Genomic DNA, 17,794 nt, shown 5'->3' with positions numbered 1-17,794 from the left:
ATGATGACTGTAAGAATCTATAGTTCAAACAAGGAGGCCGTGCAATGAAACCGATCCGCAAAATTTTTGACAACGAGTTGCCGTTTTCTCTGCTTCTGGACTACAAAGAAACGAAAAGCCCGCAGCGCGAGCTCCCGGACCATCAGCATCACTGGTACGAGTTCGTATACGTTTACCGGGGAAAAGGGACTTTTTTTATCGATCAGACATTTTACGACATGCGCCAGGGCGATGTCATCGTCGTTCCCGGAAATACGGTGCACCGGGGATTTCCCGATAAAGAGGAGCCGGTAACGTCCTCCGCCGTTTTTTTCAGCCCCTACCTTGTGAACAACAACACATTCGGCGAAACATATGCCTATCTGAAGCTATTTGAAGCAGCCAAGAAGAACAAGCAGTACAAATATACCCTGCCTCCTGAACATGCCCAAATCGTAGTAAGCGATATCGATGCCATCCATGATGAATGGGAGCAGAAACGCCCGGACGGCGGCCATGCTATGGCGCTGCTGCTCCATCTCGCTCTTCTTCACTTAAACCGGTACTGCTTACCGCAGGCCGCAGGGCTTGGAGCCACGAATGCACTGGTCCCGGATTGGTTCCGTGAAGCGCTCGCCTACATCAATGACCATCTGAACCGTCCGCTTGGGCTTAGCGCGCTGGCGAAACGGGCGGCCGTATCTCCGGCCCATTTCAGCCGTGTCTTCAAGCAGCGGCTGGGTATGAATGCTACTGATTATATTTCAACCAAACGGATTTTTGCGGCCAAGGATGGCTTGCTCCAGTCCAACGACAAAATTGAGCAGATTGCCATGGACTGCGGCTTTGAGAGCATGCCCCATTTTTATCGTACGTTTAAAAAATATACGGGCATGACTCCCGCCGCTTACCGGAATGGCAGCAGGCCACACTGAGGCACTCATTCTTCATAATTCACCGCTTCAGGTCTTCTTCCCTGACAGCTATAGGTTCACCGTGATAAGTCACGATGCACCTTCCCGCATTCCCGGTAATCTCTACCGCAAATTGTCTGACCGCCGGCATACCGGCATAGCTTCCGCTTCGTTTCCCGATCATTAAGGTACGGTCCGCTTCGCTCCACTTCATCTCAATCGTAGCGTACGAACCGTTCTCGTAATTATAGTTATCCCCTTCATCTTCATACAGTGTGAAGGAAGCATCCAGGCCAGAATATACCTTTAAGCCAATCATTGCTTCTGGCTGTTCATCCGCATATTGAACATCCGGGCCAACCGGAACAATGGAACCGGCACGGACAAAGAGAGGGAGCGTCTCCAAATCGGCTGTCGCTTCAATCGTCAAACCGCCCTTAATCCGTTCATCGCTCCAGTAATCGTACCATTCACCGTCCGGCAGGTAGACACTTCGCAGCTTGCCGACCCCCTGAAGCTCGCGGGAGCCGGGACCATAATACATCGCAGTTGTGACGGGTGCAACCAGGAAAACCGGACCGAACATGAACTGATCATCAATATCATGGACCCGCACATCTTCCCGGTAATCGAAAGCCAGCGCACGAAACATTGTATATTTGCGATGTGCGACGGCCCCTGCCATAGAATAGATATAGGGCATCAGCTTGTAGCGGAGCTTCAGATACTTCACCAGCGTATCGTACATCAGCTCGCCCTCTTCGCCGAATCGCCACAACTCTCTTGGCGTATCTGTTCCATGAGAACGGAACATGGGCAGAAAGGCCCCTAGTTGGAACCAGCGTACATACAGCTCACGATACCCGAAATCGGCAACCCCTTCGTCATAATCCCCGTTCCAGAACCATTGGTCCTTGTGATTGTGCACGAAGAAAGCGCCGATATCCAGTGTCCAGTAAGGCGAACCCGTTACGCAAAAGTTAAGGCCGTCTGCAATCTGCTTCCTCAGCGTCTCCCAGTTGGCTGCAATATCTCCCGACCAAGTAATCGTGCCATAACGATGCTGCCCGGCAAAAGCGGAACGCGTCAGATTCACGACCCGTTTGCCTGTGTCCGCCGCACGCTGGCCTTCATAGATGCCCTTGGAATGCAGCAGCGAATAGGCATTGATAACCCCCGGATCGAGATAACGCTTGGATTCTGCCGTGTTAATGAGCATGCGCTGCTCGGGCTCCGGCTTCACCGTTCCTTTCCAGTCACCCTCGAACGGCTCGGTGCAGTCGCACCACCAGGCGTCAATTCCATGGGAGAACAGTCCGGTATCGGCTTGCTTCCAGTACAACTCCCGCGCTTCTTCCCGGAAAGCATCATATGTGGCCTGATTGCCGAGCAGGAAGCCGTGTTCGCTCATTTCCTGGTGATTCTCGCCGCCGGCCCCCATAATCGGCCATATAGATACCATTAGCTTTGCATTCATTGCATGCAAGCTGTGCATCATTTGCGGAGGGTCCGGAAACCGTTCGGGATCAAACGTCTTTTGTCCCCACAAATTGCCCGTCCACGACTGCCAATCCAGAACGATACAATCGAGGGGAAGCGAGCGGTCACGGTACTCTTGTACTGTGGCAATCAATTCCTCCTGGGAAATGTACCGTTCCTTGGACTGCACATACCCGTAAGACCACTTCGGGAGCATTGGCGCTTCCCCCGTCAAATACCGGATTCCGCCAATGATCTGATCAAACTCCGGGCCGTAAATCACATAATAATCCATCTCCTCATCCACATCCGTCCATAGATATGAACCAAATGCATCATCATGAAATGTCATGTACGAATAAGAGTCTACCAGAATCCCGTAACCACGCGTGGATACAAGCACCGGAACAACCGCTTTCATATTTTGCTGATACAAATACTGATGCTGTCCCCGAAGATTCATCATTCCCTCTTCATGTGAGCCAAGTCCATACAGGGCCTCGCCCTCCTGCCAATCGAATTCCAGCTTCGTATGAAAGGCTTGTCTGTCAAGCCTGCGGTTTATCCCTTCCGCTCTTGCACGCAGACCATCCGCCCCATGATCGGTTTCAACCTTACCCGCCGAATCATCGAAGACCGTGTGGTATACCTCCGTCCGCACCAGCGTTTTGCCGCCTCTTACCGGTTCTTTTGTCAGCAGCCTGCCATTTGCATCCCAATAACTGAATGCGCAGGTTAACTTGTCCACCTGTATTGTAAGGAGCGCTGTCGAAATTTCCAAATGGCCGGGATGGTCCGCAACCGTCCAGAGAACGCCTTCCGCCTCTGGGCGGCTCAATACTACAAGACTCTGTTTCCCGCTTAATTCCGAATCCAGGGTATACCGAATTCTGGCAATGCCCGGAGTAGCAAAGGAGATATGCATGATTCCTTCTGTAGTCTCCAACCTGACGCCATCCGAACCGGAATCCACATGCTTCAGTTTCACGTTTATCCCTACCCTTCCTTATGATTTCGCTATAGTATAATGATATTATTGTTGATAACCGAATATCTAGCATATATTTGCGAGATATTGACACAATATTTCGATTTATGGGAGGTATTATGTACGAGCACCGTTACCGGGAGGTCAAGCTGCACGGCCAGCCCGAATTTCCGATCCATATCTACCAAGTGGAGCATCCGGCCAGCGTTCATTCCATCCTTCCTGTGCATTGGCATAATGAGATAGAATTAATCTATTTGGCAAAAGGTACGGCTACCTTTCATATCGAAAACCGGGAGTTTGCCATTCAGAAGGGAGAGTGCCTGATCGTTCATCCCGGAGAACTCCATTCGGGGATTGGCTCTGCCTCTGACGGCACTTGCTATTATTCTATCGTGTTCAAATTATCTTGGCTGTCTTCCCCGCAATCGGACCGGGTTCAGGAATTATTCTTTGAACCCATCCTGCAGGGAACTGCCAAGCTGCCCGCCCTGTTATCTGCTGCAGACGAAATCCACTCTAAGTTGCTCGTTAGCGTACGGGAGGTTCTGAGCCGCTATGAGCGCCAATCCACCGCTTACGAAATGAGCTTGAAGGGCCTCCTTCTGCAGTTCATTGCAGATATTTACCAGTACGGCCTGATAGAGAGCAGCAATGAGTCAGGAAGCCTTCACGGACGAGAATACAACCGGCAGATCAAGCAAGTACTGTCTTATATGGAGACACATTCAAGCGAGAAGCTGGAGCTGGATCAGCTTGCATCCGTTGTATCGCTTAGCCGCTCCCATTTCTGTACTTTTTTCAAAACGCTGACTGGAATGCGGCCGATGGAATATTTGAACTATATCCGCATCAACAAAGCGGCCAGTCTCCTCCGCAGCGGATCGTACAATGTATTGGAAGCCGCGCTGGAGTCAGGCTATCAGCATGTCAGCTACTTTTCTAAATGTTTCAAATTTTATATGAATATGACGCCTTCGGAATACAAGACCCGTTATTCTACCGGTCTTTAGCCATGGCATATGGGCAATACAGAAAGCAGCACCAGAGGATCTCCGAGTGCTGCTTTCTTTTCCAAGGCATATTCAGATTTCGCTTCCGGTTATTCCAAGGTAAATGAGGCGAGACTGGCGCTGCCATTGCCGGTATACGTCAAATACAGTGCTTGTACACCATCGGGAATGGCCACTTCCGTTGCGTATTCCTTCCAGACATTCGTAAAACCTACCGGTATCCGCCCCAGTGCCGGTCCATCCCATGACGTCTTCACTTCGAACTCGCCCTGGCAATACCCGCGCACCATGATTTTGATCCGGTTGACTCCCTTGCACGCGAAATATTTAAATCCGGCTGTAGCCGAATCCGTCATATTGGCAATATAGCCGATTTCCTCATCGCCATCTCTGCCATCCTGGGTAATCTTCGGAAACCGGCTGTCCATCCACGCACCCATCGGGCCGAAGCCGCCGGTATACATTTCCTGCTCTTTGCAGAACAAATGGCAGGCCAGATATGCCGGATATTCTCCCCGGCCTTCAAGCGGCCCTCCGTTCGGGCCGCAGGATGTAATTTCCACCTGAGGAATAGTGCCGTCCCCGCGGAATTCAATCCGCTCAATACAGCCCTGCCGGCAGAAGGCGGTCCCATTAGTATGCCGGTGATAAAAAATGTACCATTCACCTTTAATTTGGGCAATGCTGCCGTGGTTATTGCCGCCGTAATACATCGGCATATTCGCCGGCTTGTACGTATCGATATGAAGATCACAATTGCTTACAATGACTCCCTGGTACTTGAAATCCTTGGTCGGATGCTTGCTGGTTGCATAGCACAGCTCATGCATGGAGATCGAGGAATAGATGAGGTAGTAGATATCTCCCCTTTTGCGGATGGAAGGCGCTTCAAAGAACTCGTAACCTTCGAATCCGCTCCCCTTGCTATAAGGCTGGCTCGGCGCAACAAATACAGGCTCTTCAACAATCGTGAGCATATCCGGGCCAAGCACCGTTGCCATTGCGCCATGTCTGGAACGGTCTCCATACCCGCAGAATCCGGTGTACAGGTAGGTTTTCCCCCCTTCGGTCAGCACAGCAGGGTCAAACTGCGGCTCGTCGCCTTCCCGCTCTCCAAGGCGTGTTCCGTCGGCGTATCTGACATAACCGTAGAACTCATACTTGCCGCCCGGCTTGTCGCAGACAGCCACCGAAACAACGGGAACTTTGTCCAGAACATAGTAGAGATAGTACCGCCCGTCCGGCCCCACGGTGACATCGGGAGCATACAGGCACATGCTGCCTTCAGGATTAAGCGGGTCATCCGTAGTCCGGTAGATTACACCCTCATACCGCCAGTCCGCAAGATTATCCTCCGGTGCAGACCAGCAGGCGTAGTCATTCAAGCAAAAAGCGTGTCCGTTAAATCGGTCATGCGAGCCATACACATATACTCTGCCTTCAAAAACATACGGCTCGCCGTCGGGGATATATTCCCAAGACGGGAGATATGGATTGAATCCTTGTTTTTTTGCCATCGAAATTTTCATCCTTGTCATATATTAATTTTGTCTGTTCTCTGGAAGTACAATCACTTGCATGGAGCAACCGGCATAATCCGGGTGCACATCTTTTTCTTTCGCCACATCCAATACCGGTACGCCTGAATGATTAAAATGGACTCTGTGCATAGCGGAGCATCTCGTGCCATGCTTCACCAGTTGCTCTTCTCCGTGGTATAGCATCAGTACATTGCCATCATAATCTCTGAAAAAAGAATTGTGGCCCGGCCCATATATGCCTTCGGTCGAATAATAGGACAATGCAGGCGTACTCGCCTTGGTCCAGGCATTGATGTCCAAATAATCGCTTCCCCGCGGAATGCTTAAAAGCCCTACGGCATAGGTGTAACCCGTCGCGGCCCCGCCGGAGTAAGCGATATACACCATGTCCTTCGTAATAAGCGGGTACGGACCCTCATTGTTGATAGTCCCCTGGATATTCTCCCAGCCGAACAGCGGACGCGAGAGGAGCACCGGCTCGCTGGTCAATACCGCAGGGTTATCCTCATTTACGGTTGCGATATACAGCATGGAGCCAGTGTCAAGCGGCGTTCCGATGCCCTTGCGGTAGGACCAGACCAGACATGAAGTACCGTCTGCCTTGAAGTAAGTCATATCCAGCGTAATGCCCTCTTCCGCCAAATAAGCGCCGTCCGCCCGCTTCACACGGACCGGCGTACTCCAATCCGCTGCCTTCAGGATGTCACCGCCCTTGTTCAGCTTCATCATGTGGCACTGCGGACCCCATACTGTGCCGCCTACGGCAAACAGAATGTACAATTCCCCGCCGATAATGTGAAATTCGGGAGCCCAAAAGGTCTGAATGAAGTTCTTCTCCTCGTTCAGAGCAAGAATGACAGTTTCTTTATGTCCGGGAGCGAATAATCCGGACATAGTATCCGCCTCGCGGACATAGATGCCGATATCATTTACATTGTCATTGGTCGCCAGGAAATAATACTTGTTGTGCCATGGCAGAATGACCGGGTCGGCATAGCCGCTTACCAAGGGGAACGGAAACTCATGAGTGACCACTTTGCCTTGTACGGTATACGTTCCGGCTGCTGTGTAATCAATGTCTTCATCGTCCCACGCCACCTGCTTGTCTGCAGTGGAGCCGTCCGAATAGACAGCCGTGGCTTTAACCGCTTTCAATTGATCAGCGGATGTAACGCTTACAGTGTCCGGCACGCGAATTTCAGTATTGTATACCGGCGTCCAGGAAGCCTGCACCGAGCGGCCGGTGCGGCTGTCTACCGAGATTGCATTTCCCGGATTCGTTCCGGGCAGCGGCTTGTCGGGCCGTTCTACCGAAAAGGCTTCCGCTTGCTCCGGCGGCGAAATAAGGTCCGGTTTCATCAGGTCAGATAACCTGTTCAAATAAAAGTTCCCCCCGGCGTCCTGCCAGCGAATTTCATATTCTTCACCCGATCCGCTAAGCTCACAAATGGCTTCTTTGACGAACAGCTCACTGTGCAGCTGCACCAAACCATGATGATGAAAGGTAACCAGATCCGGGGATGTCCACAGAAGAATATGCCCTCTGCTTTCTTCGTCATCATTTCCGAGTGCATCAACTCTTACCGCGACAATGCCGATAGAGCCGTCAGCCGTACGGAACACATACGGGTTTTTGAGCCCTTTTTCGTGAATCACGCTGTTCTCATCGACGGTTGCCATAGCGAACAGTATGCCATAGTTCCGGTTCAACGGTTGAAATTCGTTATTCTCATCCGAGCAGGCAAAATGAACGCTGTTGCTGAGAGACTCAGTGTAGTCCTGGTTAGGTTTGCGTGTATAGACTGTAAGCTTCATATGATTTTGCACTATGCTCATAACAGCATCACCCTTACAATTTTTTGGCTTCGCGGTTTATCCCTTACAGTATAGTGAAGCGCCTTGACCGAAGTCCATGACATATAGCCACTTAACATTGATCTATTCTTAGATGTTCCTAAAATGATTTGCGGAGCGTAGAACCAGGCCCGAATCGTCTATAAATTTTAAGGAAAACGCTTTAATTTCTATAGTTCCGGTTATGTTATACTTTGGGCAAAACCCTATCCATTGGAGGATTATTATGAATAGCTTCAAAGAAGGCTCCTTTTATACGGGAGAATACAGAAACCTGTTCAAAGAGAACGGATTGTCGGAAGAGGCCATCCATCAAAGACTTGACGACACCTGGAACGAATTGTTCTACGGCGCGCCCGATGTCCGAATCTACCATCCTATGGGTGACGATAAGGGATATATCGTGGACACCGGCAATACAGATGTGCGGACAGAGGGCATGTCCTACGGGATGATGATGGCTGTTCAGATGAACAAGAAGGAAGAGTTCGACCGGCTGTGGAAGTTCGCCAAGGTCTATATGCAGCATACAGAGGGCCGTTACAAGGATTATTTTGCCTGGCACTGTAAACTGGACGGAACTCGGCTGTCACCCGGTCCGGCGCCGGACGGAGAAGAGTTTTTCGCCATGGCGCTGTTCTTTGCCTCCAAGCGCTGGGGCGACGGCGCTGAACCGTTCAACTATTCCGAGCAGGCTAGAATCATTCTCCGCGCCTGTGTGCATAAGGGGGAAGATGGAGAAGGCGATCCAATGTGGGACCCGGCGACTAAGCTGATCAAATTTATTCCTGAAACCCCTTTCAGCGATCCCTCCTACCATCTGCCGCAATTCTATGAATTATTTGCCCTGGAGGCAGATGAACAGGACAGAGCTTTCTGGACAGAAGCCGCAGCCAGAAGCAGAGCCTATCTGCAAAAGGCTTGCCATCCAGAAACCGGCCTTTCACCCGAATATGCCAACTATGACGGGACCCCGGCGGAACCCCAGCCGCATGGAGACTTCCGCCACTTCTTCAGTGATTCTTACCGGGTGGCGGCCAACATCGGGCTTGATTATGAATGGTTCCGCAATGACCCTTGGCAGGTGGGGCAGTCCAACCGGATTCAAGCCTTCTTCCAGGATATTGAAGTAGCCGATTACCGGCGCTACACCATTGGTGGCCAGCCTTTTGAAGAGCTGTCCCTGCATCCGGTCGGCCTTCTATCAACGCTGGCCATGGCCTCGATCGCTGCCGATGGACCGAATGCCGGACATTACGTCCAGCTGTTCTGGAATACGCCACTACGCACCGGTGACCGCCGATATTACGACAACTGCCTATACTTCTTCAGCTTGCTAGCCCTAAGCGGAAACTACCGGATCTATTCTTAAATACCTAAAAAGAAATCGCCCTTTGGATATAATGGAAGCACCGCTTTCCATCCCCAAAGGAGCGATTTCTTTTTTGTATTCTCTTCGGAAGCAGCAAGCGAACAGACGGGACAAATAGGAGGGATTGACCCCAATTCAAATGTATACGTATTTTTGGTTACGCTTTCATTATGGGGTGAGCCAATATGTATTGACAACGCTCACATTTTCACTTCACTTCTCCCGTATTGACAAAAACGGGGACCACGCTTCACTCACGCATCTCCGGCAAGTCCGGCCCGCTGGCAACGCCGTCATCATCGGTATTCCCCTCCACTTGATCCTCATCTCGGTAAGAGCCCGGCGTAATACCAGTATACTTTTTGAACACCTTGGCAAAATAATGCTTATTTTCGAAACCGACCTTCTTTCCGATGGCGTTCACGGATAGCTGGCGCTGCGACCTGAGCAGCTTCTGTGCTTCCTTGATGCGGAATGCGTTCAAATAACTGACAAACGTGTCGCCCGTCACTTTCTTGAACAGACTGCTGATGTAGTTCGGATGAAGTTTCATCAACTCGGCAAGATGGTCCAGTGACAGATCGTTCATATAATGGGTTTTGGTATAAGCCAGAATGCGTTTGGCATGCCCTGAGCACTCCGAATCGGCTTCGGAGGGAAGCTCCTGTTCAACATGCGCCAGCAGAGCGGCAATCTCATTCTTGTCAATCGGCTTCAGCAGATAATCCACGACTCCTGTGCGGAGCGCTTTCCTTACATATTCGAATTCATCATAGCCCGTCAGGATAATAAAGCGGTCGCACAGCCCACTCTCCCTGGCAGCGTCGATCAGCTCGAATCCATTTTTCTCCGGCATATGAAGATCCGTAACCGTCACATCCGGCATGTAGTCTTTCATGAGATCCAGTGCCTCAAAAGCGTTGTTCGCCTTGAATACCTCTGTCCCGAGCGGAGCCGCTTCACCAATAATCTTGACCAGTCCGTTAAGAATCAGCGGCTCATCGTCTACAATCAATACTCTCATATCCGGCCTGTCCCTCCTGTTGTGATGATGATAGTCAGGCATGTTCCACGGTCCGGTCCGCTGTCAATGACCAGTTGGGAGGAACCACCATAGAACGATTTGATCCGTTCGCTGACATTGAACAGACCCACGCCTCCCATGTTCTCCGCGACGTCTCTGCCGCCGCCCCTTGCCAACCGGGAGCGTATTGCCGCCAGCTTGTCCTCCGAAATGCCTGTTCCGTTGTCTGTAATGGAGATGCGGATTTCGTCTCCGGTTTCCCGGACTTGGAGCTTAATATGGACGGGCCGAAGGATGGTGGATGCTCCATGAACGATGCTGTTCTCGACCAGAGGCTGGAGCAAGAATCTTGGACAGACAAACTGTTCCGCATCCATGGAGACATCGACCTCGTAGGTCAGTCTGTCCTGAAGCCGCATCTTGTGAATATTCAGATAAAAGATAACCGTTTCGATTTCGCTGGCCAGAACAGTCCGGTCCCCTTCCGAGGACAAACTATAACGCATCAGCTTGCCGAACCAGAATGAAATATCCGCTACCTCCTTGTCATTATTGGACTCAGCCAGCATCCGGATGGTCTCAAGGGTGTTATAGAGAAAGTGCGGCTTGATCTGGGCCTGAAGCACTTTATAAGCCGCTTCTTTATTCCGAAGCTCGGACCGGTGGACGTTGTTGATCAACTCATCCATGCGCTTGATCATCGAATTGTAGGTCGAGGTCAAAAATCCGATTTCATCCTGGCGGTTAGGCTTATCGTGCTTGCTGATAAACTGCTTCATATTATCATCGTCCAGATTGCGCATGTGCCTTGCAAGGAGCAGAATGCGTTTAGTAATCGTCGATGCGAGCGCATAATAAACAAATGACAAAGCCGCCAGAAGCGCAATGATGGTAAAGACCAGGATGATCTCCTTGCGCTTAATTGTGCGAAACACATCGTCAACCTTACCGGTCACGACGACCCGGACGTCCAGTTCCTCAATATACAACTGATTCACAATGGTTTTATTGTTGATGAAATAGGGCCGGGTATCATTTGAACCAAGCAGCTTCCAGGTTGCCTTGTCAATGCCTGCGGCGGCGCCTTCCGTAGACGCAGGCACCCCCTGCTCGGGAAGCAGGAAGGCTTGCCAATTGTCTCTCCCCCCAGCCGCCTCGTACAATTTCCGGATTAAACCGCTGCCGATGCGCAGCTCGAGAAGTCCAATTTTCTCGGTAAAGTTAGAGTTGTAAATGTTCTGATAGAACATAAGCGAAGGCACAGCCGCCCCCGGATCGGCCATCTTCCATATTCCTTGACCGGGCTTCAGCGTACGCGCGACCTCCTTGCCCCGCGAATCCAAAGCTGAGATATCCAGAAACCGGTCAGTAATCGGAAGCACCCGCTGTTTGGTTTTATAGATCCGAAAGCTTTCAATTTCCGGATTAATAAACAGCGATTGAGTGATAACCGGACTGATATAACGGTTATAGGTGTAAATGCTGTACGAATCGGATTCATACACTCCGTCCAGATAATCCGTGACATACGGGTTATATTGCAGCATACGCTGGATAGAGTCGATTCGGGTCAGATCCATCTTCATATTGGCATGTGCCTGCTCCAGTATTTTCTGACGGCTTTGGACGAATTGATTGGTCAGGTTGCCGTAGATTTGTGAATAATAGTAGTAACCGAATATGACAACTGGAATAAAAATCAGGATGACATATCCCAAAGTGATCTTACGAACGATGCTCAAGGTGACGAATCCTCCTGAATCCCGGATTGATTACTTCTAAAAGTACCATGAACAAGCAAAATCCGGTAGAGGCATGGCACCTCTACCGGTTGTCCTTGGTTTGCTTACTTGAACAAATCCTTCTTTTTCTGATAGACTGTGTTGGCCCAATCTACCAGCTTCTGCAGCCCCATATCCTCTGCGTTCTTAACCATACTGTTGTAATTCGCCACTGCTTCCTCTTCAGAGTTCGCAAGGTAAATTTTCACCTTCTCGTTTTTGACCATCTCGTCAATCTTGGTCTTAATCGTCTTCTCCTCAGAATCGGGCTGTGCCTGGATTAAGCCGATTTGCGGCTTATAAACAGTGATGGCTTTTGTTTCCATCAAGGCCTTTGTCTTCTGTAAGCCGGGAACATAGGACAGCATGCCTTCCGTAACCCCGTCGTTGTACAGGTACCACCACTTGATGCCGTTGCTGTTAACGAAATCCGCATCAGAAGGGTTGTATTTCAGATCCGGATGCCCTTCATTGTTCCAGGTCCAATGCTCCCCTTCAACGCCGAACATTGTCAACTTCTTGCCCTCATCGCTTGCCAGATATTGAAGAAATTTGATCGAGGCTTCCGGATCTTTATTTTTCTTGGTGATGAACGTTCCCGCAAACCCAAGCCCCGAACTTACAACCTTTGCATCTTTCGACAAGGCGCTAGGCAACATTTTGAACGTGAATGAGCCGCTTCCGCTGCTTTTGATTTTTATGTTGTCCGTATCGGCTGTGGCAACCGTATGGCTGTGGGCAAACGCTTTTCCGTTGGTCGCATACTGGTCATCAATCTGATCGTTCGCCAGCGCGAAATTTTCTGCCAGAATGTATCCGTTGCGGTACAGGCTATTCATAAACTTGAAGAACTCCAGCATTTTGGGTTGTCTAATGGAATAGTCGACTTTTCCATTCTCTTCATACCAGCCATCCAGGAGAACGCCTGTGCCGAACTGCTCAAGGAAATATTGCTCCAGCCAGTCTTTGTCCATGATGAGCGGCACCATATCCGGGTATTTCTTCTTGACCATACCCAGCACTTTCACAAAATCATCCAGCGAGTTGATCGGCGGATTGCCCAGCTCTTTCAGGATATCTTCCCGCACAGCAATCCCCGGATGGCCGTCGCTGCCGATCGAAAATTTGTTCTTCGCCATTTCTTCCTGAGTGGCGAAGGAATTTCGAATCGTGTAGAAGTTGCCGTCGTCCATAGTATGGATCGCAATTCTCGTCTTGTCGATCTTGAAATCCGGCGCATATTTCTCGATCAGCTCATTCCATGGATAGGACAGCTTCGAATCCGACAGCCGGTCTATGTTCGAATAGGTGAAAACAAGGTCCGGGAGGTCGCCGGAAGCGATCATAAGCGGAAGCTGCTTGTCATCCGTAGCGACGGTAACCTTCAGCTTCACACCTGTTTTCTCCGTGATTTTATCTGCAACGGGTCCTTTCCATTCTTTCACCGGATACCAGGGAGCGTCGATGAACAGCGATAATTCCTTCACTTCGCCACTGTCCGAATTGCCCGTGCCGGCTTTGTCCCCCTGAGCTGCATTGTTCGTTTTGCTGCCCTGGCCTTCGTTCCCGCCGCCGTTGCCGCAAGCGGATAAGAGCGAAATCATCATGATGGCCGCCAATAAGGCCGTAAGCATTTTGTAGCTTCTGATTTTTTTCAAGCTAACTCCCCCATTTGTTAATTAATATATTAAAGCAAGCGCTTTAATATTGAAACTGCTGTTTCAGCCCTTTACAGAACCAAGCATAATGCCATGCACGAAATACTTCTGCAGGAATGGATACACACAGATAATTGGCACTATCGAGACTACCATCGCCGTTACCTGCAATGAGAAGCTGGTAACGCCTGCCGAAGCACTGTTGGCAGCGGCAATCGCATCCATAGGAGCATTGCTCTTGCTAATGACTTCCATCATGCGGAAGGCAAGCGTCCGGAGGTTCTCCGACTGGACGAAATAGGCAGAGTCCAGCCAGGAATTCCATTGGCCAACACCCATGAACAGTGCCATTGTGGCAAGAAGCGGCATCGAGACCGGCAGGATAATCCGGAAGAAAATAACGAATTCGCCCGCGCCGTCAATGTGTGCTGATTCCTTCAGCTCGCCGGGAATTTCCCGGAAGAACGAGATGGCAATGAGCAGGAAGAACGTGCTCAGCATCGACGGTATAATATAGACACCAAACGAATTAAGCAGACCGATCGAGCGCAGCACTACGTAGTAAGGGATCAGGCCGCCGGAGAAATACATCGCAAAAATGATGATTGCAAAATAAAATTTGCTGAACATCAGATCGCGGTGCGAAAGTCCGTAAGCTACCAGACTTGTCAGCAGCAGCCCCAATGCTGTACCCGAAACCGTCCGGACAACCGTGACCATGAAGGCACGGAGCCACTTAGGATCGTCCAAAAACATTCTATAATTCTCCAGAGTAAAGCTTCGCGGCCAGAGATAGACGCCCCCCAGAAGAGAATCCGAGCCTTTGTTGAATGAGGCGATCAGAACATAATAGAACGGGTACAGCATGACGAGCATGATAATGAAAAGGACGGTATAAATAAAGCCGTCAAAAAGCAGATCCTTTTGTCTTTGACTCTTGAGCACGACTCTTCCTCCTTTCCCTAGAATAAACTTGAGCCTGACATCCGTTTTGCGATAGAATTACTGGTAAATATTAACATTACCGAGATAACCGACTGGATTAAATCAATAGCCGCTGCGTAAGAGAACCGGCCGTCCTTCAGCCCCACCTTGAACGCATAGGTCTGCACAATCTCCGAAGTTGGATTATTGATGCTGTTGCCGAACAGGTACGCCTGCTCGAAATTGGAGCCCACCAGTCCTCCTCCAAGAATACTGCCGATCGTCAACACCAGCACCACCACGATGGTTCCCTTCATCCCCGGCAGCGTGATATGACGGATGCGGGCAAGTCTTCCTGCCCCGTCGATCTCGGCCGCTTCGTACAGTGCCGGATTGATTCCGGTAATGGCTGCCAGGAAAATGATCGTCCACCAACCCATTTCCTTCCAGACAGCGCTTCCAACTGCAAGTCCCCAGAAATAGTTCGGGCTTGTCAAAATATTGAGCGGCTCGTGGATGAAGCCGAGGCTCATCAAAGCTTTGTTGACTATACCTACGTCTGCGGACAGAAAGGCATAGGAAACACCGACCACCACGACCCAGGAGATAAAATGCGGTAGATAGCTGACCGTCTGAACGAACCGCTTAAAGGCCATGTTCTTCACTTCATTAAGCATAATGGCGAGCAGAATCGGCGCCGGAAAAGCGAAGATGACCTTCAGAAAGCTCAGTACCAGTGTATTACGGACAATCTTGCCGAACTGATAGTCGTGTATAAATTCATCGAAATACTTCAGTCCCACCCAATCACTTGTAAAAATCCCCTTAATGCCGCTTGAAATACTGTAGTCTTTAAACGCCATCAAGATCCCGAACATTGGCGTGTACGAAAAAACCACCAAGAACAGCATACCGAGTCCGACAAATAAATGAAGCATCTTTTGTCTTTTGAATCGCTTCCATAATCTGCCGCGGTCGGTCTGCGGGCTAGTAAGCTGCGTCTCCAGTTGCATATGCGACCCTCCTTCTATATGTAGTGTACCTCCCGAACAACGACGGCATAAGCCAACATTCTTAAGAAAGCGTTGTCATTTTTGAATATACGCATGCTACGGGACAACGCGTTCAATCCAAAAAGCAGAGAATCTCCGGTTAACGGAAAATCTCTGCTTTTTCTTTATGAATCTGTTTCTGGTGCGCTGCGGCTGCAGCTACTTGACGTTCGCTTCCCAGTAGTCGCCAACCAATCCTTCTATAACACTGCCGCTGGCCCAAGGCATCAGACAGAACCAGGTGCTTGCAGGGGAACCGTCGCTATAAGTCTCTGTTACCAGCCCTTCAGAGTGGCAAAACCGCTCAGACATCCAGCCTTTTTTACCATGCCCGAATTCGTTATCAAATCGGTTGTAGGTCTGGCATCCCCACCCCACTGTATCCAGCATCCGCTGCCGGATGTAGGAATCTTCACGCTGCTGTACGAAGTAGTATAATTCATCCACAAGATTGCTGGACATCGGATGAATATGCGGATTGGCGACAGAAGTTACGCTTCCCCCGCAGCTGGACCAGCCGATCGTGCTTAGCGGAGGTACCTTAACCGGTGAGTTGTACGCAAATTTGAAGGTGAACTCGTAATGGATAGCATCCCTCATATGATCAAGATACAGATCATCACCAGTGAGGGCGTGCAGGTATCTGACCGCCTTGATGTATGCCAGAATCCCTTCGGAGTCTACCGCTTTATCCGCATCAAGCGGAGCACCGTAGCATTCCATTCGTTTCACATAGGTTTCATAGTAATGTTTCTCGCTGCGCTTCAGACCCTCCAGATGCGTTCTGTCCCCGGTGAGCCAGCTGTAGTATGCCATAGCGGCCATGCACCAGGTTCCGCTGAAGGAATCATATTCAAGCCCTGCACCGGTTCTCTCAGACAGAATAGTCGGATATTCATCATCCGAATTTTTGCTTTTCTCAAGTACAAGGAGAACCTTTTTGACGAAGATCAGCCAATTCTCGTGATAGCACTTCTTGATCCTTTTTTCAAATTCATACGCCTTCATAATATAAAACATAGCCTGAGCGCACAGATAGGCAGAATGTCCTGGAGTACGCATCCCGTCAAACCACCAGCCGGCTATACTCCATTTCCCGTCCTGGTATGCCTCATAGGGAAGCCCGGAAGCAAGGTTCAAGGAATTCCCTACGATATTCTCAATACAGGAAAGGGCCTGTCCACGCATGGGTTCATCCTCAAGCCGCAGTGCGGCCATCAGAACCGGAGTGGCTACAGCCAAGCCGTCCGTCCAGCTGATCGAAAGAATTTTATTGTACCGGTACCTCCCTGTCTCCTTATCCTCATAGACAAACGTGGAGTAGCTCCGGTCCTCAGGCAGCCACGCATATTGATAAATAGCCTTCGACAAGTCAGACGCGGTCGTACGGATATCACTGCCCTGTCTTGGAGGTTGATGATAACGGTAATAAATCTCTTCCAGTACAGCATTAATACCCAGCTCAGACTCAGCTTCGTACGCATACAGATCCAATGTGAACTCTGCCAACTCAGCAGGAGCCAATTCAAAGCAATTCTCATCCAGAGGAGCCCGTTCCTTGACCAGACGCGATTTAATGAATAATAGCGGGGCATTCTCATAACCAAGTGTATACCCGACCGTTCCTTTCGCTAGTGAGCAGGTATAGCCGCCATATTGGTAGAACTCACCCGGCAGGTCCGGTTTCCACTGGATTTTAACTCCATCCTTACTAATGAAATATGGACTGGCACAGAGACCGTAAATGGTGCCGTTGTCATATACAAGGGCTGCGGGATGAGACAAGCGGTCACTGCGTACCATCCACCAAGGAGAAGAAGGACGTGAAGGATTGTCCTCCCTCAATCTCGGGAACTCATTCGGAACGTTCTGCGGAGCTTCTCCGCGGTTTCGGCCATACATAAAAGCCGGCAGAAAAAAGCGCGGATTCCCCTTGGGAAATGGCAGCTCTACATGAATAACACCCGCCCATGTTGAGCTCCCCAGATTGCTTATCCGCAGCACTGCCTGAAATGGCTGTTTGGCGCTACCGTTACCGCCTGTGATCTCTACTGATGAACTTAGTCCATGCCTGTCCAGTCCGGTATATTCAATATCTTCTTGATATTTGCTTCTTGCAGTTACCCTTAGCTCCATAATAATCTCCTCCCTGCTATATCCAATCAAACTCTTGCAATGTTCATCCCTACATGCTAGGATAATGACATTTTAAAGT

Annotated in this window: 12 protein-coding genes; 3 read left to right on the top strand and 9 right to left on the bottom strand. The window is 50.1% G+C overall.

Annotation, left to right across the window (positions count from 1 at the left end; translation table 11 throughout):
* Window positions 1-44: 44 nt before the first annotated feature.
* Window positions 45-914 carry an AraC family transcriptional regulator gene (locus tag A3849_RS27605; protein WP_074114284.1) on the top strand — a complete coding sequence of 290 codons (870 nt, stop codon included), beginning with the start codon at window positions 45-47 and terminating at the stop codon, window positions 912-914.
* Between the two features lie 19 nt (window positions 915-933).
* Here the strand turns inward: A3849_RS27605 and A3849_RS27600 are convergent, their stop codons facing one another.
* Window positions 934-3,360, bottom strand: coding sequence for a glycoside hydrolase family 31 protein (locus A3849_RS27600; protein WP_074114283.1), 2,427 nt, complete (start codon window positions 3,358-3,360; stop codon window positions 934-936).
* 119 nt (window positions 3,361-3,479) lie between these two features.
* On the opposite strand from A3849_RS27600, the gene A3849_RS27595 reads away from it, so the two are divergent.
* The gene (locus A3849_RS27595) at window positions 3,480-4,373 is read left to right on the top strand and encodes an AraC family transcriptional regulator (RefSeq protein WP_074114282.1); all 894 of its coding nucleotides are present in this window, start codon (window positions 3,480-3,482) and stop codon (window positions 4,371-4,373) included.
* Between the two features lie 89 nt (window positions 4,374-4,462).
* Here A3849_RS27595 and A3849_RS27590 read toward each other — a convergent pair whose 3' ends face one another.
* Entirely contained in the window at window positions 4,463-5,890 is a 1,428-nt protein-coding gene (locus A3849_RS27590) for a family 43 glycosylhydrolase (protein ID WP_074114281.1), read from the bottom strand.
* Window positions 5,891-5,914: 24 nt separating this feature from the next.
* Window positions 5,915-7,750: a family 43 glycosylhydrolase gene (locus A3849_RS27585; RefSeq protein ID WP_074114280.1), complete on the bottom strand. Its 1,836-nt coding sequence runs from the start codon at window positions 7,748-7,750 to the stop codon at window positions 5,915-5,917.
* Window positions 7,751-7,994: 244 nt separating this feature from the next.
* Here A3849_RS27585 and A3849_RS27580 point away from each other — a divergent pair, with 244 nt between their 5' ends.
* A complete protein-coding gene (locus A3849_RS27580) occupies window positions 7,995-9,140 on the top strand; it encodes a family 8 glycosyl hydrolase (protein WP_074114279.1) in 1,146 nt (381 codons plus the stop codon).
* A gap of 250 nt (window positions 9,141-9,390) precedes the next feature.
* Here A3849_RS27580 and A3849_RS27575 read toward each other — a convergent pair whose 3' ends face one another.
* From A3849_RS27575 to A3849_RS27550, 6 genes are all read right to left on the bottom strand, one after another.
* Window positions 9,391-10,164, bottom strand: coding sequence for a response regulator transcription factor (locus tag A3849_RS27575; protein WP_074114278.1), 774 nt, complete (start codon window positions 10,162-10,164; stop codon window positions 9,391-9,393).
* Window positions 10,161-11,906, bottom strand: a complete 1,746-nt coding sequence (locus A3849_RS27570; RefSeq protein WP_143191913.1) for a sensor histidine kinase — start codon at window positions 11,904-11,906, stop codon at window positions 10,161-10,163. The genes A3849_RS27575 and A3849_RS27570 overlap by 4 nt, the downstream gene beginning before the upstream one ends.
* A 104-nt stretch (window positions 11,907-12,010) precedes the next feature.
* Window positions 12,011-13,603 (bottom strand): extracellular solute-binding protein, encoded by a 1,593-nt coding sequence (locus tag A3849_RS27565; RefSeq protein ID WP_074114277.1) that lies wholly within the window; start codon window positions 13,601-13,603, stop codon window positions 12,011-12,013.
* Between the two features lie 63 nt (window positions 13,604-13,666).
* A complete protein-coding gene (locus A3849_RS27560) occupies window positions 13,667-14,548 on the bottom strand; it encodes a carbohydrate ABC transporter permease (protein ID WP_074114276.1) in 882 nt (293 codons plus the stop codon).
* A 17-nt stretch (window positions 14,549-14,565) separates the two neighbouring features.
* A complete protein-coding gene (locus tag A3849_RS27555; RefSeq protein WP_074114275.1) occupies window positions 14,566-15,540 on the bottom strand; it encodes an ABC transporter permease in 975 nt (324 codons plus the stop codon).
* A 198-nt stretch (window positions 15,541-15,738) separates the two neighbouring features.
* Entirely contained in the window at window positions 15,739-17,715 is a 1,977-nt protein-coding gene (locus A3849_RS27550) for a hypothetical protein (RefSeq protein WP_074114274.1), read from the bottom strand.
* Between the last annotated feature and the right edge of the window lie 79 nt (window positions 17,716-17,794).

It is taken from the genome of Paenibacillus sp. P46E, from assembly GCF_001909095.1.
In the GTDB taxonomy this organism is placed as follows: domain Bacteria; phylum Bacillota; class Bacilli; order Paenibacillales; family Paenibacillaceae; genus Paenibacillus_AQ; species Paenibacillus_AQ helianthi.
Note: the sequence above shows the minus strand (reverse complement) of the source record. Positions and strands in the feature narration are given on the sequence as shown.